The 24,370-nt window shown below is 55.4% G+C and carries 22 protein-coding genes and 1 pseudogene; 14 read left to right on the top strand and 9 right to left on the bottom strand.

Annotation, left to right across the window (positions count from 1 at the left end):
• Positions 1-15 precede the first annotated feature (15 nt).
• The 6 genes from rlpA (at position 16) to lipA (ending at position 5,997) form a co-directional block, all read left to right on the top strand.
• Complete coding sequence (gene rlpA / locus SK47_RS05515; protein WP_003858712.1) at positions 16-1,122, top strand: endolytic peptidoglycan transglycosylase RlpA; 1,107 nt, start codon at positions 16-18, stop codon at positions 1,120-1,122.
• A 138-nt stretch (positions 1,123-1,260) separates the two neighbouring features.
• Positions 1,261-2,472 (top strand): D-alanyl-D-alanine carboxypeptidase DacA, encoded by a 1,212-nt coding sequence (dacA, locus tag SK47_RS05510; RefSeq protein ID WP_003858714.1) that lies wholly within the window; start codon positions 1,261-1,263, stop codon positions 2,470-2,472.
• A gap of 107 nt (positions 2,473-2,579) precedes the next feature.
• Positions 2,580-2,843, top strand: coding sequence for a DUF493 family protein YbeD (gene ybeD, locus SK47_RS05505; RefSeq protein ID WP_003858718.1), 264 nt, complete (start codon positions 2,580-2,582; stop codon positions 2,841-2,843).
• Between the two features lie 94 nt (positions 2,844-2,937).
• Positions 2,938-3,579, top strand: coding sequence for a lipoyl(octanoyl) transferase LipB (lipB, locus tag SK47_RS05500; protein WP_022650601.1), 642 nt, complete (start codon positions 2,938-2,940; stop codon positions 3,577-3,579).
• 291 nt (positions 3,580-3,870) lie between these two features.
• Positions 3,871-4,824, top strand: a complete 954-nt coding sequence (locus SK47_RS05495; protein WP_022650600.1) for a YbeF family transcriptional regulator — start codon at positions 3,871-3,873, stop codon at positions 4,822-4,824.
• A 207-nt stretch (positions 4,825-5,031) separates the two neighbouring features.
• The gene (gene lipA, locus SK47_RS05490) at positions 5,032-5,997 is read left to right on the top strand and encodes a lipoyl synthase (protein ID WP_006809637.1); all 966 of its coding nucleotides are present in this window, start codon (positions 5,032-5,034) and stop codon (positions 5,995-5,997) included.
• 80 nt (positions 5,998-6,077) lie between these two features.
• Here lipA and tatE read toward each other — a convergent pair whose 3' ends face one another.
• Entirely contained in the window at positions 6,078-6,281 is a 204-nt protein-coding gene (gene tatE / locus SK47_RS05485; protein ID WP_003858723.1) for a twin-arginine translocase subunit TatE, read from the bottom strand.
• A 125-nt stretch (positions 6,282-6,406) separates the two neighbouring features.
• Positions 6,407-7,195 (bottom strand): deaminated glutathione amidase, encoded by a 789-nt coding sequence (locus SK47_RS05480; protein ID WP_022650599.1) that lies wholly within the window; start codon positions 7,193-7,195, stop codon positions 6,407-6,409.
• A gap of 67 nt (positions 7,196-7,262) precedes the next feature.
• On the opposite strand from SK47_RS05480, the gene crcB reads away from it, so the two are divergent.
• Positions 7,263-7,646 carry a fluoride efflux transporter CrcB gene (gene crcB / locus SK47_RS05475; protein WP_017382474.1) on the top strand — a complete coding sequence of 128 codons (384 nt, stop codon included), beginning with the start codon at positions 7,263-7,265 and terminating at the stop codon, positions 7,644-7,646.
• A gap of 219 nt (positions 7,647-7,865) precedes the next feature.
• On the opposite strand, the gene cspE is transcribed toward crcB, so the two are convergent.
• The 7 genes from cspE to SK47_RS05440 all read right to left on the bottom strand — a co-directional run bounded on the left by cspE (position 7,866) and on the right by SK47_RS05440 (position 15,328).
• Positions 7,866-8,075 (bottom strand): transcription antiterminator/RNA stability regulator CspE, encoded by a 210-nt coding sequence (gene cspE / locus SK47_RS05470; RefSeq protein WP_002439184.1) that lies wholly within the window; start codon positions 8,073-8,075, stop codon positions 7,866-7,868.
• 190 nt (positions 8,076-8,265) lie between these two features.
• Positions 8,266-8,841: a lipid IV(A) palmitoyltransferase PagP gene (gene pagP, locus SK47_RS05465; RefSeq protein WP_045342250.1), complete on the bottom strand. Its 576-nt coding sequence runs from the start codon at positions 8,839-8,841 to the stop codon at positions 8,266-8,268.
• Between the two features lie 161 nt (positions 8,842-9,002).
• Positions 9,003-12,119, bottom strand: coding sequence for an efflux RND transporter permease subunit (locus SK47_RS05460; RefSeq protein ID WP_047654081.1), 3,117 nt, complete (start codon positions 12,117-12,119; stop codon positions 9,003-9,005).
• Complete coding sequence (locus SK47_RS05455) at positions 12,116-13,315, bottom strand: efflux RND transporter periplasmic adaptor subunit (protein WP_047654082.1); 1,200 nt, start codon at positions 13,313-13,315, stop codon at positions 12,116-12,118. Before SK47_RS05455 ends, SK47_RS05460 begins: the two co-directional genes overlap by 4 nt.
• Positions 13,312-14,568: a TolC family protein gene (locus SK47_RS05450; protein WP_048243617.1), complete on the bottom strand. Its 1,257-nt coding sequence runs from the start codon at positions 14,566-14,568 to the stop codon at positions 13,312-13,314. The genes SK47_RS05455 and SK47_RS05450 overlap by 4 nt, the downstream gene beginning before the upstream one ends.
• 11 nt (positions 14,569-14,579) lie before the next feature.
• Entirely contained in the window at positions 14,580-14,873 is a 294-nt protein-coding gene (locus SK47_RS05445; RefSeq protein WP_003858733.1) for a copper-binding protein, read from the bottom strand.
• Between the two features lie 53 nt (positions 14,874-14,926).
• The gene (locus tag SK47_RS05440; protein WP_022650594.1) at positions 14,927-15,328 is read right to left on the bottom strand and encodes a hypothetical protein; all 402 of its coding nucleotides are present in this window, start codon (positions 15,326-15,328) and stop codon (positions 14,927-14,929) included.
• 339 nt (positions 15,329-15,667) lie between these two features.
• On the opposite strand from SK47_RS05440, the gene dcuC reads away from it, so the two are divergent.
• The 7 genes and pseudogenes from dcuC (at position 15,668) to ptsP (ending at position 24,369) form a co-directional block, all read left to right on the top strand.
• Positions 15,668-17,035 (top strand): anaerobic C4-dicarboxylate transporter DcuC, encoded by a 1,368-nt coding sequence (gene dcuC / locus SK47_RS05435; protein ID WP_017382481.1) that lies wholly within the window; start codon positions 15,668-15,670, stop codon positions 17,033-17,035.
• Between the two features lie 94 nt (positions 17,036-17,129).
• Positions 17,130-17,939 carry a ribonuclease I gene (gene rna / locus SK47_RS05430; RefSeq protein WP_003858741.1) on the top strand — a complete coding sequence of 270 codons (810 nt, stop codon included), beginning with the start codon at positions 17,130-17,132 and terminating at the stop codon, positions 17,937-17,939.
• A gap of 173 nt (positions 17,940-18,112) precedes the next feature.
• On the top strand, positions 18,113-18,436 hold the full coding sequence (locus SK47_RS05425; RefSeq protein ID WP_017382483.1) for a PTS fructose transporter subunit IIB: 324 nt from the start codon (positions 18,113-18,115) through the stop codon (positions 18,434-18,436).
• A 27-nt stretch (positions 18,437-18,463) separates the two neighbouring features.
• Positions 18,464-19,714: a PTS fructose transporter subunit IIC gene (locus tag SK47_RS05420; protein ID WP_045342256.1), complete on the top strand. Its 1,251-nt coding sequence runs from the start codon at positions 18,464-18,466 to the stop codon at positions 19,712-19,714.
• A gap of 11 nt (positions 19,715-19,725) precedes the next feature.
• Entirely contained in the window at positions 19,726-20,838 is a 1,113-nt protein-coding gene (ypdF, locus tag SK47_RS05415) for an aminopeptidase (RefSeq protein WP_048243616.1), read from the top strand.
• Positions 20,811-21,851 carry an aminopeptidase gene (gene ypdE / locus SK47_RS05410; protein ID WP_048243615.1) on the top strand — a complete coding sequence of 347 codons (1,041 nt, stop codon included), beginning with the start codon at positions 20,811-20,813 and terminating at the stop codon, positions 21,849-21,851. Before ypdF ends, ypdE begins: the two co-directional genes overlap by 28 nt.
• 22 nt (positions 21,852-21,873) lie before the next feature.
• Positions 21,874-24,369: pseudogene (gene ptsP, locus SK47_RS05405) on the top strand (phosphoenolpyruvate--protein phosphotransferase).
• Position 24,370: the final 1 nt, after the last annotated feature.

The following is a 24,370-nucleotide window of genomic DNA, read 5'->3' as shown; positions in this document are numbered from 1 at the left end:
AATAAGGGGATCGCAATGCGTAAGCAGTGGCTGGGGATCTGCATCGCAGCAAGTTTACTTGCCGCCTGTACAAGTGATGATGGTCAGCAACAGGCAACCGTCGCGCCGCCGCAGCCTGCGGTCTGTAATGGCCCGATTGTTGAGATTAGCGGTGCCGATCCCGTTTATGAACCGCTGAACGCCAGCGTGAATCAGGATTATCAGCGCGACGGTAAAAGTTATAAAATCGTTCAGGATCCTTCCCGTTTCAGCCAGGCTGGCTTTGCTGCCATCTATGACGCTGAGCCCGGTAGCAACCTGACCGCGTCGGGTGAAACCTTCGATCCGATGCAGATCACGGCGGCACACCCGACGTTGCCTGTCCCGAGCTATGCACGCATCACTAACCTGGCGAATGGCCGAATGATCGTGGTGCGTATCAACGATCGCGGGCCTTACGGCACCGATCGCGTGATCTCCCTGTCCCGCGCGGCGGCCGACCGTCTGAACACCTCAAACAATACTAAAGTGCGTATCGACCCGATTATCGTGGCGCAGGATGGTTCACTGTCTGGCCCGGGCACGGCCTGTACCACGGTCGCGAAACAGACCTATGCCCTGCCCGCTCGCCCGGATCTGAGCGGTGGTATGGGGGGCGCTTCAACGCCGGCAGAGCCCACACAGCCGCAGGGTGAAGTGCGTGCTATCAGCAACGATACGCTGCAAAGTGAAGACGCGACAGGCGCCCCGGTGAAAAGCAGTGGTTTCCTTGGCGCACCCACCACGTTAGCGCCGGGCGTGATTGAATCAAATGAACCTGCCCCAGCGCCTGCGCCCGTCGTTGCTGCACCCGCTGCACAACCCGCCCCGGTGACCGCGCCTGCTGCTACGCAGACTGCGGCGCCTGCGACGGCGAGCGGCAGCTACGTGGTTCAGGTTGGCGCTGTCAGCGATCGGACCCGTGCAGAGCAATATCAGCAGCGTTTAAGCAAACAGTTTGGCGTGCCAGGCCGCGTTGAGCAAAACGGTGCGGTATGGCGTATCCAGATGGGTCCGTTTGCCAGCAAATCGCAGGCAGCATCCCTGCAACAGCGTTTGCAGAGCGAGGCGCAGCTCCAGTCGTTTATCGCTGTTGCAAAATAATTATTCGGTGGTATCCGAAATGTCAGTTTGTGTAAACCACGTTAACACTCTCATGATGAAAGTCGGATGCCTGCCCGTATAGCATTTGCTATAGTAAGGCACTTTTTTAATTCCATCACGGATGTCGTAGTTCTGACCATGAAGACCACTTTTTCTGCTCGTTTTGTGCAGCGCATGGCGCTGACCACGGCCCTTTGCGCTGCTGCGTTCTCCGCAGCTCACGCGGATGACCTGAACATCAAGACCATGATCCCTGGCGTTCCGCAGATCGACGCGGAATCCTACATCCTGATTGATTACAACTCCGGCAAAGTTCTGGCAGAACAGAACGCCGATGCCCGCCGCGATCCGGCCAGCCTGACCAAAATGATGACCAGCTATGTTATCGGCCAGGCTATGAAAGCAGGCAAATTCAAAGAAACCGACCTGGTGACTATCGGTAACGATGCGTGGGCAACCGGCAACCCCGTGTTCAAAGGTTCATCGCTGATGTTCCTGAAACCTGGCATGCAGGTTCCGGTCTCTCAGCTTATCCGTGGCATCAACTTGCAGTCCGGTAACGACGCCTGCGTGGCCATGGCTGATTTTGCCGCGGGCAGCCAGGACGCGTTTGTGGGCCTGATGAACAGCTACGTCTCCGCGCTGGGTCTGAAAAACAGCCACTTCCAGACCGTTCACGGCCTGGACGCCGAGGGTCAGTACAGCTCCGCGCGTGACATGGCGCTGATCGGTCAGGCGCTGATCCGCGACGTGCCAAACGAGTACTCTATCTACAAAGAGAAAGAGTTCACCTTCAACGGCATTCGTCAGACCAACCGTAACGGCCTGCTGTGGGACAACAGCCTGAACGTCGACGGTATCAAAACCGGCCACACCGATAAAGCTGGTTATAACCTGGTGGCCTCCGCCACTGAAGGCCAGATGCGTCTGATCTCTGCCGTGATGGGGGGGCGTACGTTTAAAGGACGCGAAACGGAAAGCAAAAAACTGCTGACCTGGGGCTTCCGCTTCTTCGAAACCGTGAACCCGCTGAAAGCCGGTAAAGAATTTGCCTCTGAACCTGTCTGGTTTGGCGATAACGACCGCGCTTCCCTGGGCGTGGACAAAGATCTCTATCTGACTATCCCACGCGGTCGTATGAAAGATCTGAAAGCCAGCTATGTGCTGAATACCACCGAGCTGCACGCCCCGCTGCAAAAGAATCAGGTCGTGGGTACTATCAACTTCCAGCTGGATGGCAAAACCATCGATCAACGCCCGCTGGTGGTGCTGGAGGAGATTCCTGAAGGCAATTTCTTCGGCAAAATCATTGATTACATTAAGCTGATGTTCCATCACTGGTTTGGTTAAAAATTGAACACTTGAAAGTGTGATTTTGATCCCCATATACTACGTATCAGTAAAACTCCCGCCCCGTGGCGGGAGTTATTATTTTTTACACACACGCCGGAGCTGACATGAAAACCAAACTTAACGAACTGCTTGAATTCCCTACCCCTTTTACTTACAAAGTAATGGGTCTGGCGAAACCTGAGCTGGTTGATCAGGTGGTTGAAGTGGTACAGCGCCATGCGCCGGGCGACTACTCTCCATCAGTCAAACCGAGCAGCAAAGGTAATTACCACTCGGTCTCAATCACCATCACTGCGACACACATTGAGCAGGTTGAGACGCTGTACGAAGAGCTCGGCAATATCGAAATTGTTCGTATGGTGCTGTAGTCCCTCTGCGGTTACCCGGTTTGCCGGGTAACCCACTTCCCCGCTGTGATATACTCCGCGTTACCTATTCTCCCTTGTCTTCGGAGACGTCCTTTTGTACCAGGATAAAATTCTTGTTCGCCATCTTGGGATACAGCCTTACGAGCCAGTCTCTCAGGCTATGCATGACTTTACCGATATGCGCGATGACACCACCCCTGATGAAATCTGGCTGGTTGAACACATGCCGGTGTTTACTCAGGGCCAGGCAGGAAAAGCCGAACATTTATTGATGACGGGTGATATCCCGGTGATCCAGAGCGATCGCGGTGGACAGGTAACCTACCACGGCCCGGGCCAGCAGGTAATGTATGTCCTGCTTAACCTGAAACGCAGAAAGCTGGGCGTACGTGAGCTCGTGACCTTACTGGAACAGACCGTGGTGAACACGCTCGCTGAGTACGGTATCGACGCTCATCCTCGCGCCGATGCCCCGGGCGTCTACGTGGGAGAGAAGAAAATCTGTTCGCTGGGGCTGCGTATCCGTAAAGGCTGCTCGTTCCACGGGCTGGCGCTGAATATCAATATGGATCTGACCCCTTTCCAGCGCATCAACCCATGCGGGTATGCGGGTATGGAAATGACGCAAATGCGCCAGTGGGTCGCTACCGCCACGCCTGAGAATATCCGCCCCGTGCTTTTGAAGAAGTTTTTAGCGCTGCTTAACAATCCTGACTACGAATATATTGCTGCTTAACACACTTCCGGCAGTGGTTCGGTTATTTGACCAGCCACTGCTTAATTGCCGCATTTACGCTTTACAATAAACCGCATATTCTATATTTTCGAGTCGCCCATATATTAGCGTCCCATATTAATTAGAACCTTAATAGTACCATCACCGGGTATCGTGTAACGTGCGTGATAATCACCCAACTGCTTGTTTTCGATAAACAAGGGAAACTTACGAAACACTTTACGAATCTCTGCAAGCATAATAAATAAATTCAACTATCATTCATATTGTGAATGGATACGGAGTAAGAGCGTGGAGCCTACTAATTTACCAGCCAAACGCCTGAATGAAACCAGCGGCGAAGATAAGCCGCAAATTTTCCGGACTTTACGTAATATTGATCTCAATTTATTGACTATTTTTGAGGCGGTATATGTCCACAAAGGTATCGTTAATGCTGCGAAAATTCTTAATCTCACACCCTCTGCTATTAGCCAGTCAATTCAAAAATTGCGCGCGATATTTCCCGATCCCTTATTTATTCGTAAAGGCCAGGGCGTAACCCCCACCGCGTACGCCACCCATCTGCATGAGTACATCAGCCAGGGTCTGGAATCGATTCTGGGCGCGCTGGATCTCACCGGCAGTTACGATAAGCAACGAACCATCACCATAGGCACCTCTCCCTCTGTGGGCGTTCTGGTCATGCCCGCTATTTACCAGGCTGTTAAACAGCATGCGCCACAGCTGCTGATCCGCAATGTGCCCGTTAACGATCCGGAAACTCAGCTGGCGCAATTCCAGACGGACCTGATCATCGACAGCAACAGCTTCGCGGCCAGAGCATTAGGGCATAACGTTCTCTATACCGACTCTCTGGCGCTCGTTTGTCGTCAGAATCATCCTGTATTGAGCGCACCTTTGACGCCTGAAAATTTGCGTCATTACGAACATGCAACCTTTATGTCCGAGGGGCAGGGCCCGGATCCTCTGCGCCAGCGTATTGACGAACTGTTCCCGGACCGTCTGATCAGCTTCAGCAGTTACAATATGTTTACCCTCGCGGCCCTGATTGGCAGCAGCGATTTGCTCTGTATTATGCCTGTGCGTCTCTTCGCTTTGCTTCAAAAATGCTGGCCGCTGGAGAGGATTCCATTGAGTCAACTTACGACGGAATCTGTTGAAATCTCACTGCATTACAACAAGCTAAGCCTGCGCGATCCGGTGCTGGAAAACGTCATTAACGTGATCCGCCAGGCTTTCTGATCCCGCCTTTCAGCGCAAGCCCCTGCCGCAAGCGGGGCAAAAGGCACAAAACAACAACTATTTTACAAATTGGCGACCTGGCAGGCTGCTTTATCGCCCCTTTAAATGATATACTGCCTGTCGTTCGTTCAAAAATAGTTGATAATTACAACATTCCCTTGAATTGAAACGCTTTCCTTCGATATTCGCAACTGGAACACGCACGCTATGAGTAAACCCATTGTGATGGAACGCGGTGTTAAATACCGCGATGCCGATAAAATGGCCCTTATCCCGGTTAAAAACGTGGCTACAGAGCGCGAGGCGCTGTTAAGAAAACCGGAATGGATGAAAATCAAACTTCCGGCCGACTCTTCGCGTATCCAGGGGATCAAAGCGGCGATGCGCAAAAATGGTCTTCACTCTGTCTGTGAAGAGGCCTCGTGCCCTAACCTTGCTGAATGTTTCAATCACGGTACCGCGACATTTATGATTCTGGGTGCCATCTGCACCCGCCGTTGTCCGTTCTGTGACGTTGCCCATGGCCGTCCCGTTGCGCCAGACGCTAACGAACCGCAAAAACTGGCGCAGACGATTGCCGATATGGCGCTGCGTTATGTTGTTATTACCTCCGTTGACCGTGACGATCTGCGCGATGGCGGTGCTCAGCATTTTGCTGACTGTATTACCGCCATCCGCGAAAAAAGCCCGAACATTAAGATTGAGACGCTGGTGCCGGATTTCCGTGGCCGTATGGATCGCGCGCTCGATATCCTGACCGCGACGCCACCAGACGTGTTCAACCACAACCTGGAGAACGTACCGCGTATCTACCGTCAGGTACGTCCCGGTGCAGACTACAACTGGTCGCTGAAGCTGCTGGAACGCTTTAAAGAAGCCCATCCGCATATTCCAACCAAGTCTGGTCTGATGGTCGGCCTGGGTGAAACCAACGCTGAGATCATTGAAGTGATGCGCGATCTGCGCCGCCACGGCGTCACCATGCTGACGCTGGGCCAGTACCTCCAGCCAAGCCGTCACCACCTGCCTGTACAGCGTTACGTAAGCCCGGATGAGTTCGATGAAATGAAAGCCGAAGCGATGGCGATGGGCTTTACCCATGCCGCGTGCGGTCCGTTTGTTCGCTCCTCTTATCACGCCGATATGCAGGCGAAGGGCGAAGAAGTGAAATAAAGCTGTAAAATTTATTTACAGTAAAACAAAAAACCGGCCTCGTGAGCCGGTTTTTTTATGCAAGCCTTGCAGCATTGCCATTACTCTTTGTGTGAAAGCTTCTGTGCAGTGATGTCATCTTCGGCACTTTTCTTCGCTGCCGCGTCGTCATCGTTCATTGCTTTCTTAAAGCCCTTAATGGCAGCACCCAGGTCTCCACCCAGCGTGCGTAACTTCTTGGTACCGAACAGCAGGACGACCAGTGCGGCAACCACCAGCAGTTTGGTAATACTAATCTCACCCATAAATACCTTCTTTACATGAAACAGGCTGCATTCCGCCAAAAAACCTGAACGTATTAACGGTCATTTGGCGCGTGCACACAATAGCAATCTGTAACAAGGTGAATCAAGCATTGTTGAAAAAAACATCACATTAATTGCGGTGGCGCAAACCTGCGGTTGCGCAGAACAGGTAATTGCTGCCGCGCAAGCGCTATTCGGGCTGAAATTATCTCCGTCAGCAATAACGCAGGCGTCTCCGCTGCCGCAACAACCGTCACCCCCAGCGGATCGACAACCCTGCTCTGCCCAATATTTTTGTTACCACATTCACCCGCGGCTACCACGTAACAGGTGGTATCCAGCGCGCGTGCTGCCAGCAGCGTCGCCCAGTGATGCTCCTTAAGCGGTCCTTTGACCCACGCGGCGGGCAGAACCAGCACCTCCGCCCCCTGCAATGCCAGGTTCAGCGCCAGCTCGGGAAAACGGATATCGTAGCAGGTCATCAGGCCAACCTTAAAACCCTCCACCTCAATCAGCGGCGGAATTACACTCCCCGGATCGACCAGGCGCGACTCCTGAACGCTGAACGCATCATACAGATGAAGTTTGGCGTAGCTCGCGACAATGGCACCCTCACGTATCGCCACCAGCGTGTTCACCGCGCGCCCCGGCGAGGACGGAATATGGACCGTCAATATGGTGGTGAGCGTGTTGCCAACGCTTTCGGCCAGCAGTCGTTTCAGAAACCCCCCTTCCAGCGTTTGCGCAGACTTTACCGACAGATCCGGATCGCCATCATCACGGGCCAGTAACGCCTCGGGAAGTACCAGCAACGACGCCCCCTTTTGCTTCGCCGCATGCATCAGGGAGACGCATTTATCCGCGTTTTCATTCCAGTCCGGCGTCACCGCGAACTGCCCTACTGCAACATACATAATTGTCTCCCGGTCAAAAACAGCGTTACACTCGACGCACTTACACAGCAAATAGCAGGTATTGACAGTGTTACAACTACTTATAGCCGTTTTTATTGGTGGAGGCACGGGTAGCGTTGCGCGGTGGCTCTTAAGCATGCGGTTTAACCCTCTGCATCAGGCCATTCCGATGGGGACACTGGCGGCAAATCTGATCGGGGCGTTTATTATTGGGATGGGGCTGGCCTGGTTTAATCGCATGACCAACATCGACCCTATGTGGAAGGTTCTGATTACAACCGGCTTCTGCGGCGGCTTAACAACGTTTTCTACCTTCTCTGCGGAGGTGGTGTTTCTGTTTCAGGAAGGCCGGATGGGCTGGGCGCTGACGAACATTGCCGTTAACATGCTTGGCTCGTTTGCGATGACTGCGATCGCATTCTGGTTATTTTCCTCCGCCAGCGGACATTAAGCACTGCAACCTTAATGTTGGCTTAATTTTTCTCTGTCACTCTTGGCTCAATATTGAACGAGGGTGATAGCATGAAAGAAAATCTCTTAGGCGTGGGTATGGTATTGCTAAGCGTCGCGATCGTCGCCAGCTTCCTGAAGATCTATCTTATCGGTTGATTCAGAACGAAAAAAACCCGCTCATTGAGCGGGTTTTGAAATTCTTGCTGACGCGTCTGAATTACAGAGCGATTACGTTAGCAGCAGAAGGGCCTTTGGCACCGTTAGTGATTTCGAACTCTACGCGCTGACCTTCAGCCAGAGTTTTGAAACCATTAGACTGGATTGCAGAGAAGTGTACGAACACGTCTTTGCTGCCATCTTCAGGAGTAATGAAACCGAATCCTTTGGACTCATTAAACCACTTAACGTTACCTTTAATCTTAGACATCAAAATTACCTTTACATTAAAAAACGACACAAATGCTGTGTCGGGTATCAGTACAACAATTGTGAGGCGTTTTGTCCAGCGGATCTTTGATAAAAAGTGACAAAAGTCGCGTTAATTTTCGCTGTCCGATTTTTATCCTTTACATTTTAATGTCTGTGCATTTTTTGGCCGATTTAGCAGAAAAATTCAGTTAAAACTGAAACCGCATCCAGGCAAAGTAAACGTTACCGTTGTTATAGGTACCCGGTATGTAGGTCATCTGAAACGTCGCCGGACCGTAACCAATGGAGGCAAGCGGCAGCAGTACCGGAACAGGAATGTATTTCCAGTTATCACGCGCCGTAAACCCTGCCGTATAGCCCAGCCCGAGACGGAAGTTGTCGTCTGATAACGGACGCCAGGTTTTTTCCCAGCCGTAGCCGCCAATAGGCTCCCATTTATTGTAGGAGTCCTTAAACGCCATCAGGTACAGGCCATGCCAGTTACCTTTTTCATCCCAGCGAGACTGACCGAAGCCGGCCCCCCACGGACGTTCGTTATAACGGTCTGTTTTTTCTTTATCGTAGGCGAAACGTGCATGCCACGTAATGGCCGGAATATAGAGATCGTAATGCTCAGGTTCATTCCATGTTTGCGCGACGTTATCCGTGAAGGTGGTGAACCAGCCTTTATCCGCTGTATTGCTGTCTGCATTAACAGCAGACGCACACGATAACTGCCCAATAATAAACAACAAAATCAGGGGGAATTTAATTCGTACAATCACAATGCCATTACCATATTTAGTATTCGGTGCAGACCTTAACACAGAATACTTGAATGAACGCTTAACAGCATGGGTGTTATTCCTAATTACCATCCCGTTCCTGGGAATAATCTGAGGATACATAAACTGCATGCCTGAATAAGCACATGCAGTTGACATATTTAACGTTGATGTAACAATTTGTAGAGTGCGGGAATAACTAACATCGACAATAACGGTGCCGTTACCATGCCACCAATCATCGGCGCGGCAATACGTTGCATCACCTCCGAGCCACTCCCACTCCCCCACATGATGGGCAGCAGTCCTGCCATAATAGTGGCGACCGTCATCACCTTCGGACGCACGCGCAGCACGGCACCTTCGTGGATCGCCCGCATCAGCACCGTATTTCCCCCTTCTGGCTCCAGCCTGTGATATTTATCGATCGCATGATTCAAATAAAGAACCATAATTACGCCGAATTCTGCCGCCACTCCGGAGAGGGCGATAAAGCCAACGCCCCCCGCCACTGACAAATTATATTCAAGCAGCCACAATAACCACACGCCCCCAATAAGCGCGAACGGCAATGTCCCCATTATTATCAGGACATTTGATATCCGCCTGAAGGTTAACCATAAAAGGACGAATATAATCATCAGCGTGACAGGTAAAACTATTTTGAGCCTCTCGGTCGCCCGTTCCAGATATTCAAACTGCCCGGACCAGGAGAGAGACACGGCCTGCGGCAATACCACCTTCTCTCCCACCCGTTTTTGCATTTCATCCACGGCGGACTTCAGATCGCGCCCGCGCAAGTCAACATAGATCCAGCTGGAAAGGCGCGCGTTTTCACTTTTTAGCATCGGTGGGCCTTCCGTCACGACGATATCGGCCAATTCCCCCAGCGCCACCTGGCTACCGCTGGCGGTCACTACCGGCAACACCCGCAACGCGTCGACGTTATCACGCAAATCGCGGGGATAACGCAGGTTGATGGGATACCGCTCGCGTCCCTGGATCACCTCGCCAATGTTATCGCCCCCGACCAGCGTGGAGACCAGGCTTTGCAGTTCATCGACGGAAACGCCGTAGCGCGCGGCTTTTTGCCGATCGATACGAATATCCACGTAGCGTCCGCCTTCCAGACGCTCCGCCAGCGCAGAGGAGACGCCAGGAACGTCCTTCACCACCTGCTCAATCTGCCGGGCCACACGCTCAATGTCGGCAATATTATTGCCGTTCACCTTAATGCCGACCGGGCTTTTGATCCCGGTTGCCAGCATGTCCAGACGGTTACGGACAGGCGGCACCCACACATTGGCAATGCCCGGCAGCGACACGGTTTTATCGAGCTCCTCCACCAGCTTTTGTGGCGTCATTCCTGGCCGCCACTGCTCGCGGGGCTTAAAGTGGATGGTTGTTTCCAGCATGGTTAATGGCGCGGGATCGGTTGCCGACTCCGCCCGACCGGCTTTGCCAAACACGCTCGCCACCTCCGGGACGCTTTTGATCAAGCGGTCCGTCTGCTGAAGCAGCCGTGATGCCTCGCGAGCAGAGATCCCCGGCAGCGTGGAGGGCATATAGAGTAAATCTCCTTCATCCAGCGGCGGCATAAATTCGCTTCCCAGGCGGCTCAGCGGCCAGAGCGTGGCGATCAGCAGCAGACATGCCAGTGCCAGCGTCGTTTTCGGGAAGGTCAGTACCTTGTCCAGCAGCGGCTCATACAGGCGGATCAGGAGGCGGTTGATCGGGTTTGCCTTCTCATCCGGGATTTTCCCGCGAATGAAAAAGCCCATTAGCACCGGCACCAGGGTGATCCCAAGCCCGGCGGCCACGGCCATCGACCAGGTTTTGGTGAACGCCAGCGGCGAGAACATTCTGCCCTCCTGCGCTTCCAGCGAAAAAACCGGTATAAATGACAGCGTGATGATTAACAGGCTGCAAAACAGCGCCGGTCCCACTTCAACCGCCGCCTTTTCCGCCAGACGCCAGTATTCCCCCGGCGCGGGCTCCTTGCCCGGATTATCATGCCGCCACAGCTCCAGCACCTTGTGCATGTTTTCAATCATCACAATTGCGGCATCCACCATCGCCCCGATGGCAATGGCGATCCCGCCGAGCGACATCATATTCGCGTTAATGCCCTGATAGTGCATCACCACAAAAGCCCCGAGGATCCCCAGCGGCAGAGAGACCATCGCCACCAGCGCGGAGCGCAGGTGGAACAGGAACAGCGCACACACCAGTACCACCACGGCAAACTCTTCGAGCAGCTTGTGCGTCAGCGTTTTGACCGAGTCCTCAATCAGCGTGGAACGATCGTAGACCGGAACAATCTCGACGCCCTGCGGCAGCGTTTCTTGCAGCTCGCTCAGTTTCGCTTTTACCGCGCGAAGGGTTTCCAGCGCGTTCTGCCCGTAACGCATCACGATTACGCCGCCAGCAACCTCCCCTTCACCGTTAAGCTCTGCCACACCCCGGCGGATCTCCGGGCCAATGCCAATGGTGGCGACATCTTTCAGCAGGACAGGTACGCCATCGCGGGTGGCGATCACCACATTGCGAAAATCCTCCAGCGAGCGCAAATAGCCCGTTGTCCGCACCATATACTCCGCTTCGCCCATCTCCAGCAGGGCGCCGCCGCTCTCCTTATTGGCGGCCTGCACCGCGCCGGATAGCTGGCTGTGGGTAATATTCAGCGCGCGCATTTTCGCCGGGTCCGCCACGATCTGATACTGACGCACCATTCCGCCAATACTTGCCACCTCAGATACATTCGGTACCGTCTTAAGCTCGAACTTAAGCGTCCAGTCCTGTAGGGCCCGCAGATCTGCCAGGCTGTGTTTTCCACTACGGTCGATCAGTGCATATTCGTAGATCCAGCCGACGCCCGTCGCATCCGGCCCCAGCGACACCTTCACGCCCGGCGGAAACTGCGCCTGTACCTGGCTTAAATATTCCAGCACCCGGGATCGCGCCCAGTAGAGATCGGTGCCATCCTCAAACAGCACATACACATAAGCGTCACCAAACATTGAAAAACCGCGCACGGTTTTGGCGCCCGGCACAGACAACATGGAGGTTGTCAGCGGCCAGGTCACCTGATCTTCAATCACCTGCGGCGCTTTCCCGGGGTAACTCGCTTTGATAATGACCTGCACATCAGACAGATCGGGCAACGCGTCCAGCGGCGCGCGTTGCACCGCCCACCAGCCCCAGCCTGCCATCATCAGTGCGGCCAGGATCACCAGCAGGCGGTTATGCAACGAGGCGCGAATCACAGCGGCAATCATGGCGTCACCTCCGGCATCACGCTACGCAGGCTGGCTTCGGAATCAATGAGGAATTGCCCGGACGTCACCACCTTATCGCCCTCTTTGACCCCGGACAGGATCGCCGTCCAGCCCTGCGCCGTCAGGCCGGTTGTCACCGTCACAGGCCGGAAATAACCGTCCCCGCTAGCCAGCAGCAGACGCGCAGACTCTCCGCTGTTAATCACCGCCTCTTCCGGCACCGCCAGCACCGGCGGGCCTTTCATCTCTTCCGCACGCCTGACGGAGAGGTACATGCCCGGCTTCAGCTTATGTGCGGAATTTTCCAGCACGATACGGGCTTTCAGGGTTCGCGTGGTCGTCTCCATCTGCGGCAGCAATTCGCTGACCGTGCCGTGGAATTGCTCCCCCGGCCAGCTTTCTGACGATGCGACCACGTTGCTGCCCACTGCCAGAGACTGCGCCTGCGTTTGCGGGTAATCGACCACCAGCCAGACCGGATCGAGGCTGGCGATCTCAAACAGCGGAGCCGTTGCGGTGATTTGCGCCCCTTCCCGCACGTCCAGCTTCACCACATAGCCGGCCCGGTCAGCGCGCAGGATGAGCGTGGTCTGCGGCTTGCCGCTACGCTCCAGCAAACGAATGACCTCTTCCGGCATAAACTGCAACGCCAGCCGCTCGCGTGCGGCGCGGGTCAATGCGGCATCGCCAAGCTGACGAACTGCGAGATACTCCTGCTGGGCGGTGGTCCATTGCGGGATCCACAGTTGCGCCAGCGCCTCTCCGGCTTTCACCTGCTGCTGCGGTGCATTAACAAACAATTTTGACACCACGCCATTGGCCGGAGCTGACACCACCGAGACGTTACGTTCATCCGTTGCAACCGTGGCAAAGGCCGAGAACGGCGAAACCAGCTGGCGCATCTCAACGTTGGCGGTTTTCATCCCCAGGTTTTGCTGCTGTTGAGTGCTGATGGCCACGCCTGACGCCGCCTGCGCTTCATCAGCGTAGCGCGGGACCAGATCCATATCCATAAAGGGGGATTTACCCGGCTTATCGAAGCGCTGACCGGGTACCATGGGGTCGTACCAGTAAAGCACCTTACGTTCAGAGGGTTGTGCAGCCGCAGCCGGCTGATGCGTCTGCTTCTGTCCGACAAAATAGCCGCCAGCGGCAGCTATCGCGATGGCAATCGCCATTAACGTTGTTTTTTTCATTGCGCCAGCTCCTGCGGGATCAACCAGTTCACGGCAGCCCAGGTTCGCGCCATTTCGCGCTCCGCCTGGTTCACCGCCAGTTCCGTATCCAGTACGCCACGACGCGCCTCCAGCAGGGCCGGAAGCGCCGACTGTCCAGAGCGATATTGCGCCGTCAGTACCGCCAGCCGTTGACGCTGCAACGGTAGTACCTCGTCCCGCTGTCGCTGCCACACCGTTTGCGCAGCCTGATACTGCGCCACCAGCGTTTGCACCTGGGCAATGTGTTCGCGCTTGAGCAGCGTCAGTTGATCCGCCGCCTGCATAGAGCGGGAAACATCGGCGGCGTAATCCTTGTCCTGACGTTTTGACTGGAACAGAGGCAGATCCACGCTGAACATCACGCCAGCCATATCGTCATAGCCTTCAGCGCGGTGGGCGTAATAGACCTCCACATCCACATCGGGTATCGCCGCCACGGCAGATTGCGCTGAACGCGCTTTCGCGGTCTCGGCTTCACGTCGTGCGGCCTCCACTTCCGGGTGCCTGACGATCCCCTCCTGCAACGTTTTTTCATCGGCAGGAAGACGCTGATAGCGCGGCAGCGGACCGCGAACCGCCGTAATCGCGTGCCCCGTAAGCTCCAGCAGACGGCTTTGCGCCAGCTGCACATCCCGCTGCGCCAGCGTCTCTTTGTCGCGCATGGAGCTGAGGATCATTTGCAGGGCCAGTACGCTGTCCGGCATTGCGCTTCCCGCCCCGACGCTCGCCTTCTGCACGCCGCGCTGACGTTCCGTTTCACGGACCAGCGTTCTGGCCGTGTTCAGTGCCTGCTGGGCCAGCGCCAGATCCAGCCAGGCCTGGGCGGTATCACGCTGAAGCGCGGCGCGGACGGCTTCGGATTTTGCCAGCACGCTTCGCGCCTGCGCCTGCAAGGTCTGCGCTTTACGTTCCCGCTTCTCTGAGCTGACGTAGCTTTGCATGATGCCAACCTTCTGCATGGTCATCCCTTCGCGCGTCAGCCGCCGATCGTTGCTGCCCTGTACCGGCACGTTTTCGATGCCGAATTTCAGTTTTGGGTCAGGTAATTGCGTGGCGGAAACCGCCATCGCATCCAGCGCCTGCGCTTCGTTACGGCTGGCGGAGAGTTCTGCTGAGTAGCGCTGGGCTTCGGTCAGGGTGTGTTCGAGCGTCCACGGCTCCGCCTGCGCGGCGGAGGTTAACAGGCCGAACAACACCCCACCGAGCCACAGACTCAGTGTGTGTTGTTTCATGGTGACCTCGCTTAGCGTGCTGGCGTCAGCGAGATAATCTGGAAACCGTCACCCGCACGCTGAAGCGTGAAGGTCACCTCATCCCCCGGTTTGGCGCCATTCAGCGTAGCGCCGGCAGATAAAGTAAACGGCATGGTCATTGCTGGCCATTTTAGTTCCGGTATGGCCTCGTGCCGGAGCATGACGGCGCTGTCAGAGATCGACTGAACCACGCCGCGGCCCTGCCAGGTCTGGTTTGCCTGAACGGTATAAGAAGCGAAAGAGACGGACGCGCCAACCAGCGCGGAAAGGAATACGGTACGCATGATAAAACTCCTGTTAAACGTTAAGTAAATAAAATCAACGAATTAACAGGTTTTTACTCCCGAAACCGGCAATAGCGGATCGTTGCCGGCGGCCCCACAGCAGGAGGGGTAACGGACCACGCAGAATGGCTTGAAGACGAGCACTCTGGCGGAGTTAAGGTCAGGGTCATGGCGGCAGGCAGCGCCACCAGATGCGGCTGGGCAGGATCTTTTTGTACCTGATCCGGCACACAATGTTTTTCACACAGCGGTGAAGCACCGGCAGCATAATGCGGCCCCGGTTGCGCCATCATCTCCATATGCTGGATGGTGGCCACCTCGCCGCGCAAATCCATTGAACATTGATGGGAGGCGACGGCCACCTGAGTCTGGATCAACAGCCAGCCAAACGCCAGCAAAAACATCAGCAGATGTTTTTTGATAAAGCGCAGGCGATATGTCCAGCTGGCGTACATATTCAGATCGTCGGACAGGAGAAAGTGAACCGAGTATAAGCAGGCAAAAGAATGAAAGAGAAGTGGTTTTAAAGAGATTTACGTTTTAAATCGATTGTCGGCAAGTAATACTCAAAACCTTAACACTTCACCATCAATTTAATGACATATAATATCTATTCATCAGGTCAATAACGTCTTAATATAAATGACGCAGGGTTAGCAAAAATATCGTCATCAGTGCCTTTAGTAGTCTCTTTCTTGATTTTAATCAGCAAGGACTGGACATTTATTCGGCACATTTCAGCTTCTTTTTTATTGATTATTTGTCTCTCGGGCAGCAAGGAAATAGGGGAAATCATGCTTACTTTTCTCGAACTCCTCATTGGAGTCGTGGTCATTGTCGGTGTAGCACGCTACATCATTAAAGGTTACTCAGCCACCGGCGTGCTATTTGTCGGCGGCCTGACGCTGCTGATCATTAGCGCGCTAATGGGTCATCAGGTTTTACCCGCCAGCGAAGCCAGTACCGGATATACCGCTACCGATATTGTGGAATATATAAAAATTCTGCTGATGAGCCGCGGCGGCGATCTGGGCATGATGATCATGATGCTCTGCGGATTTGCTGCCTATATGACCCATATCGGCGCGAATGATATGGTGGTAAAGCTGGCTTCTAAGCCGCTGCAATATATTAATTCCCCCTATCTGCTGATGGTCGCGGCCTATTTCCTGGCCTGTCTGATGTCATTAGCCGTTTCCTCAGCAACGGGCCTTGGCGTGCTGTTAATGGCAACTTTATTCCCGGTAATGGTTAACGTCGGGATCAGCCGTGGTGCAGCGGCGGCTATTTGCGCCTCTCCGGCGGCGATTATTCTCTCCCCTACTTCCGGTGACGTAGTGCTGGCCGCGAAAGCCGCGGAAATGTCTCTAATTGACTTCGCCTTCAAAACCACACTGCCGATCTCCATCACCGCTATTCTCGGCATGGGCGTGGCGCATTTCTTCTGGCAGCGCTATCTCGATAAGAAAGAGAACGTCAGCCACGAAATGATGGACGTCAGCGAAATCACCACTACCGCCCCGGCGTTTTATTCCATCCTGCCCTTCACGCCGATTATTGGCGTGCTTATTTTCGACGGCAAATGGGGCCCGCAGCTGCACATCATCACTATCCTGGTGATCTGTATGCTGCTGGCGGCCATCCTGGAGTTCGTTCGTGGTTTTAACACCCAGAAAGTGTTCACGGGTCTGGAAGTAGCCTTCCGCGGTATGGCGGATGCCTTCGCGGGCGTGGTGATGCTGCTGGTTGCCGCGGGGGTGTTTGCCCAGGGGCTGAGCACCATCGGCTTTATTCAGAGCCTGATCTCTATCGCCACCTCGTTCGGCTCGGCCAGCATTATCCTGATGCTGGTGCTGGTGGTGCTGACCATGCTGGCGGCGATGACCACCGGCTCCGGTAACGCGCCGTTCTACGCCTTTGTTGAGATGATCCCTAAGCTGGCACACTCCTCCGGCATCAACCCGGCTTACCTGTCCATTCCAATGCTTCAGGCCTCCAACCTGGGTCGTACCATTTCTCCGGTATCGGGCGTGGTGGTTGCGGTTGCGGGGATGGCGAAAATCTCTCCGTTTGAAGTGGTAAAACGCACGTCAGTGCCGGTGCTGGTTGGCCTGATTATCGTTATTATCGCCACCGAAGTACTGGTTCCCGGCGCTGCCTAAGCGAAATTCCTGATTTCCAAAAAGCGCCTGCGGGCGCTTTTTGTGCTTTAATAACCCCCAGAAATTAATCGCGCCCAACCAATCAGGAAAGCAAATGTTCAGGAAGGATATCGTTATCCCGTCTGGCGCAGTAGCGCTTGCACTCTGTGTCTTCTCAATTCAGGCAGATCCGCTTAAGCCAACCCAGTACGGCGATTTCGATCGCTACGTTCTGGCCCTTTCCTGGCAAACCGGATTTTGCCAGAGCATGGTCGAACGTAACCGTGACGAACCGGAAGAGTGTCGCCTGCAAAAAGAGAGCAGCAACAAAACCGATTTTCTGACCGTCCACGGCTTATGGCCAGCATTGCCGAAATCGATTGCCGCTCGCGGAGTGGATGAACGCCGCTGGATGCGCTTCGGCTGCGCCACTCGTCCGGTTCCGAATATGCCGGAAGCAAAAGCCAGCCGCAAATGTGACGCCGCAGAGACCGGACTATCGCTAACGGGCGCGGCGAAGCTGAACAGCGTGATGCCCGGCGCGGGCGGCAACTCCTGCCTTGAACGTTATGAATACGCGAAACACGGCGTCTGCTTTGGGTTTGATCCCGACGCTTACTTCGGCACCATGGTGCGCATGAACCAGGAAGTGAAGCACAGCGCGGCAGGAAAATTTCTGGCGGAAAACTATGGCAAAACCGTCCGCCGCAGCGACTTCGATGCAGCCGTGGCCAAAAGCTGGGGAAAACAGAGCGTAAAAGCGTTCAAGCTTACCTGCCACGGCAATCCGGCTTATCTGACCGAAATGCAGATCTCGCTGAACGCCAGCACCATCAACAACCCACTCTCTGCCGGCTCCTTTGCGCCACAGCCGCATCCGGGCAACTGCGGCAAACAGTTTGTCATTGATAAAGCCGGTTACTGATGCTGCGCCGGGCAACTTTTTGCCCGGTTTTTCATTGGCTTTCGTGATATGACGATTAACCTCACACTTCCGCTCACACGCATCATTTTTCCAGCAAAAGCATTATTAATCCGGTAAACATCACTGAAACCTCCCCGTCATAATCGTGGCGTTATCTACAGGAGGAATTTCACATGGCTAAAAAACTGATTGCACTGTGCGCCTGCCCGATGGGCCTGGCACATACCTTCATGGCAGCCCAGGCGCTGGAAGACGCGGCGACGGAAGCCGGTTATGAGGTAAAAATTGAAACCCAGGGCGCGGACGGGATCCAGAATCGCCTGACCCCGCAGGATATTGCCGACGCTGACATTATCATCCACGCCATCGCGATCACCCCGGAAGACAATGAACGCTTCGAAACGCGCGACGTGTATGAGATTACGCTTCAGGACGCCATTAAAAACGCGGCAGGCACCCTGAAAGAGATCGAAGAGATGATTGCAGCAGAACAATAATAATCTTCACATCCAGGGGTTTTCGTCATGGCTATTAAAAAACGCAGCGCGGTTCGCCCGAACAGTCACGAGGGTGACACACTTGCCATCAAATCCGCACCGGTTGCCGCCGGTGCGTCTTTCTGGAAAGAGCTTCCACAGCACATTATGTCGGGGATATCCCGCATGGTGCCAACACTTATCATGGGCGGGGTTATCCTCGCCATTTCACAGCTTATCGCCTACGTCTGGCTGGAGATCCCGCCTGACACCGGTATTCTCGACGCGCTTAACTCAGGCAAATTCACCGGTTTCAATCTCTCGCTATTGAAATTTGGCTATCTGACTGAATCGTTCGGCGGGCTGCTGTTCAGCTTCGCCATCCCAATGTTTGCCGCCTTTGTCGCCAACTCTATCGGCGGAAAACTGGCCTTCCCGGCCGGGTTTATTGGTGGCCTTGTCGCCACGCAGCCGACGCTGGTGCTGAACTTTGATGCGGAAAAACTGACCTGGCTTGCCACCAAACCCGTGCCCTCCACGTTTATTGGCGCACTGATTATCGCCATAGCCGCAGGCTATCTGGTCAAATGGCTGAATAGCCGCATTAACGTTCCACAGTATCTGCTGGCCTTTAAAAGCACCTTTCTGATCCCAATCCTCTCGGCGCTGTTTGTGATGCTGGCGATGTATTACATCATCACGCCGATTGGCGGCTGGCTGAATGCAGGTATGCGGACCGTACTGCTGGCGGCGGGTCAGGCGGGCTCCATGATGTACGCCATCGGGATGGCGGCGGCCACGGCGATTGATCTTGGCGGCCCCATTAACAAAGCGGCGGGATTTGTTGGCCTGGGGCTGACAACCGATCATGTCCTGCCCATCACCTCCCGCGCCGTGGCGATTGTTATTCCGCCCATTGGTCTGGGGCTGGCCACGCTGATTGACCATCGTCTGACCGGCAAACGCCTGTTTAGTCCGCAGCTTTATCCGCAAGGCAAAACGGCCATGTTCCTCGCCTTTATGGGCATCAGTGAAGGGGCCATCCCGTTCCTGCTGGAAAATCCGCTTGCGACGCTGCCGGCGTATATGGCGGGCGCGATCGCCGGTGCAATGACCGCCACCGCGCTCGGTGCCGTGCAGTGGTTCCCTGAATCGGCGATCTGGGCGTGGCCACTGGTCACCAATCTGGGGGCGTACATGCTCAGTATTGTGGTCGGGGCGGCGATCACCGCGCTGTTGGTAGTGATTATTCGTAACAGTCTGCACAAGCGCGGGAAACTCGCTATCGACACGCTGTAACGGGGTGAACCATGGAATTACTGAGAAGGCTTCGTGCCTGGCTGGCTGCGGAAAAACTGGACGGCGTGCTCATCTCTTCGCGCCAGAATAAACAGCCGCACCTGGGCATTTCAACCGGTTCGGGCTATGTGCTGGTGACACAAACCGCGGCACATATCCTGGTGGATTTCCGTTACTACAGCGATATCGCTTCACGAGCGGCGGGCTATGAGATGCACCTGCTTAACACGGAGAACCCGTTTGCGCAGGCGGTGAACCAGATTATTGCGAAGGAAGCTCTCACCCGTCTTGGCTTTGAGGGTGAATACGTGAGCTGGCAAACAGGCGTGCTGTGGCGCGATACGCTGAATACCGCCCTTTGCAGCACCTCGCTTGACGCGCTGCGGCAGATAAAAACCGCTGACGAAATCGACCGTATCCGTGCAGCATGCGGCATTGCCGACCGCGCCGCACAGCACATCCGGCGTTTCATTCAGCCCGGTATGCGCGAACGTGAAGTCGCTGCCGAGCTGGAGTGGTTTATGAAGCAGGAGGGCGCGGACAAGCCCTCTTTCGACACCATTGTCGCCAGCGGGCCGCGCGGTGCGCTGCCCCACGGCAAAGCCTCTGACAAAGTGATTATGCCTGGCGAGATGATCACCCTTGATTTCGGCGCCCAACACCAGGGGTATTGCTCGGATATGACAAGGACCTTTCTTGTCGCCGGGCAAAACACGCCGCCGGAGGAACACCCTCTCTATGCGGTGTACCAGATCGTTCTGGCGGCACAACAGGCAGCTATTGATGCCATCCGCCCCGGCGTTTCCTGTCATCAGATCGATAGCGCCGCACGTTCCGTGATTGAACGTGCAGGTTACGGTCCGCAGTTCGGGCATAACACCGGCCATGCCATTGGTATTGATGTTCATGAAAATCCACGTTTTTCCCCTACTGACCGCACCCCGTTGCAGCCCGGCATGGTGCTGACCGTTGAGCCGGGGATCTACCTTGAACACCTGGGCGGGGTACGAATTGAAGATGTGGTGCTGGTGACGGAAACGGGCGCCGAGGTGCTTTATACCTTCGACAAACAGCTATTGCTGACGGGAGAACAAGAGTGGACAGCGATTTACTGCGCGCCCTGAGCGAAGCAGACGCCATTGCGGCCTCAGAGCAAGAGGTGCGCGACATCCTGCTCAGTGAGGCGCAAAAATACCATAAAGAGGTTCAGTTTGATGGGCTGGGTTCCGTGCTTATCCGCGTCAACCAGAGCCGGGGCCCGAAGGTGATGGTCTGCGCCCATATGGATGAAGTCGGTTTTATGGTGCGCAGCGTCTCGCGCGAAGGGGCCATTGATGTCCTGCCCATCGGCAACGTGCGCATGATGGCCCGTACCCTTCAGCCGGTGCGCATCACCACGCGTAACGGGGAAAAAATACCGGGACTGCTGGATGGGGATCTGAAAGGAGAAAACGTTGACAATTTGCGTGTCGACATTGGCGCGACGTCGGCGGAGGAGGTGTTCGCCGCCGGTATCGACGCAGGCGACCGCGTGACGTTCGATACACCCTTTCAGACCCTTCCCCACAATCGGGTGATGGGTAAAGCCTTCGACGATCGTCTCGGCTGTTACCTGCTGATCGCGCTGCTGCGCGAGCTGCACCAGACGCCGCTCGACTGCGAGCTTTGGCTGGTGGCCAGCTCAAGTGAAGAGGTCGGCCTGCGCGGCGGCCAGACCGCCACGCGCGCCATTCATCCTGATATCGCGCTGGTGCTGGATACCGCCTGCTGGTCAAAAAATTTCGATTATGGCAGCGCCAACCATCGCCAGATCGGTGCGGGCCCGATGCTGGTGCTGTACGACAAAACGCTCATCGCCCCAGCCAAACTGATTGCGCTGGCTGAGACAATCGCGCGCTCGCAGGGGATCCCGCTGCAAAAAGACATGTTCAGCAACGGAGGAACGGACGGCGGGGCGATCCATCTCTCCGGCACTGGCGTGCCGACTCTTGTGCTTGGTCCCCCTACCCGACACGGGCACTGCGCGGCATCCATTGCCGACGAAAAAGACATTCATCACACCCAACAACTGCTTGTCGCGCTTGTGGCAGGCATGAACCGTGAGACCGTGGATCATCTGACGGACTTCAGATGCTGAGCTCACGCGGCCAGGAGGAAGTATGCTTTCAATTGAATTTTTCTGCCCACTGCCCAACGGCCTGCATGCGCGTCCGGCCTGGGCGTTAAAAGAGCAGTGCAGCGCATGGCGCAGCGACATCCGTTTTATCAACAGACGGCTTAACACTCACGCGGATGCCAAAAGCTCGCTGGCGCTGATCAGTACCGGTACGCTGTTTAATGACGGCTGCGTGCTGGAAATTAACGGCAGCGACGAGGAGCAGGCCCGACGCGTGCTGGAGGCATATCTCACCGGCGCGTTTATCGACAGCGACAGTATTCCCTCCGGCGACGCGCCGCACGTTGCGCATCCCCTGCCCCGCTCGCTTGTAAGGCTTGCTCCCCATCTTCAGCACGGCATTACGCTCGCCAGTGGCATCGGGGCTGGCACTCTGCGAGGCTGGCAGAGCGATAACCTCAAACGTTATTGTCAGATCCCCGCCTCGCCGGAAGATATTACCCGCCTGGAACACAGCCTGGCGACGCTGGCTGAACAGCTCAACCACCGCCTGCGCGGGCTCGATGGCGAGAGTAAAACCATTCTTAGCGCGCATCTTTCGCTGATCCAGGATGAGGAGTTTGGCGGCACCATACGCCGACTGATCGCCGAGGAGCGGCTAAGCCTTGCGGAGGCGATCATTCGTAATATGGAGCTGATCTGCGACAAGCTGTCACTCTCCGCCAGCGACTACCTGCGTGAACGTGTCAGCGATATTCGCGACATCAGCGAGCAGCTTCTTAACATTACCTGGCCGGAGTTGCAGCAAACCTCTGCATTCACCCTCAGCGCCCCCACTATTCTGGTGGCGGAAGATCTGACGCCCAGCCAGTTTCTCAGCCTCGACACGCAGTACCTGAAAGGCATGGTGCTTGAAAAAACAGGCCGGACGTCGCATACGCTGATCCTGGCACGCGCGGCCTCCGTGCCTGTGCTGAGTGGTTTAACGGTCGCCTCACTGGCGCCGTTGATGGGAAAAGAGGTCATTATGGACGGCATCTGTAGCGTGCTGGTCGTTGAACCCAACGACGCGGTGAATGATTACTACAGCGTGGCGCAGCGCCTTGCCGACCGACGCCACCAGCAGCAGATCAAAGATGCGGGTCTTCCAGCGCTCACCCGCGACAACGTACCGGTAGAGATTGCCGCCAACATCGGCAGCGCGCTGGAAGCGCCCGGGGCGTTTACCTGCGGCGCGCAGGGTATCGGGCTGTTTCGCACTGAAATGCTGTATATGGACAGAGACACCGCGCCGGACGAGCAGGAGCAATTCGAAGCCTATCAGCAGGTGCTGCTCTCCGCGCAGGGCAAGCCGGTCATCTTTCGCACAATGGACATCGGCGGCGATAAGCAGATCCCTTACCTGAACATTCCCCAGGAAGAAAACCCGTTCCTCGGCTATCGCGCCGTTCGCATTTATCCCGAATTTGCCGATCTCTTCCGCACCCAACTGCGCGCGATCTTACGCGCAGGCGCAAGCGGCAATGCGCTGTTGATGATCCCGATGGTGCACAGCCTCGATCAGATTTTATGGATCAAACAGGAGCTGCAAAACGTTCGTGACGCCCTGGCCTCACAGGGGTTACGTCACACCGCGCGCCTGCCGCTGGGGATCATGGTTGAAGTGCCTTCAGTCTGCTTTATCATCGATCACTTCTGCGAAGAGGTGGATTTCTTCAGTATCGGCTCGAACGATATGACTCAGTATCTCTACGCTGTCGATCGCAACAACCCGCGCGTTTCGGGGCTGTATAACCCCATCACACCGTCTTTTTTACGCATGGTTCGCCAGATCGTCACCGCAGCGCATCGTCACGGGAAATGGGTCGGCATTTGCGGGGAACTTGGCGGAGAGCAGCGCTACCTCCCTCTTCTGCTTGGGCTGGGCTTGGATGAGTTCAGCATGAGCGGGCCGCGCATCCCTGCGGTAAAAACCCAGTTGCGTCAGCTGGACATGGCGACCTGCCGGGCGCTGGCAGATAAGGCCTGCGACAGCCGCAGCGCAGAGGAGATTTAAGCCCTGCTGGCGGATTTCACACCGGAAGCGCCGCCGCGTCCATTGCTGGCGCTGGAGACTATCGTGGTCAATGAGCCGCTGACCTCAAAAGAGCAGGTGCTTCAGTTCTTATGCGGAAATCTTGCGATTCATGGCAGGACCGAAAACCCGCTCGAGCTTGAAGAAGATCTCTGGCAGCGCGAAGAGATTGTCACCACCGCCGTCGGGTTTGGCGTGGCGATCCCTCACACCAAATCGCAATGGATACGCCACTCCAGCATCAGCATTGCCCGTCTGGACAAGGCGATTGACTGGGAGTCGGATTTGGGCGACGTCGAGCTGGTGATCATGCTGACGCTCGGCGCTCAGGAAGGGATTAATCACGTGAAGGTCTTTTCCCAGTTGGCGCGGAAGCTGGTCAATAAAACATTTCGCGAGTCGCTGTTTGCAGCAACGACGCCGCAAAGTATCCTGGATCTGTTGAACGCTGAAATCACGTTCTGAC

The organism is Enterobacter sp. BWH52, from assembly GCF_001037565.1.
Classification (GTDB): domain Bacteria; phylum Pseudomonadota; class Gammaproteobacteria; order Enterobacterales; family Enterobacteriaceae; genus Enterobacter; species Enterobacter hormaechei_C.
Note: the sequence above shows the minus strand (reverse complement) of the source record. Positions and strands in the feature narration are given on the sequence as shown.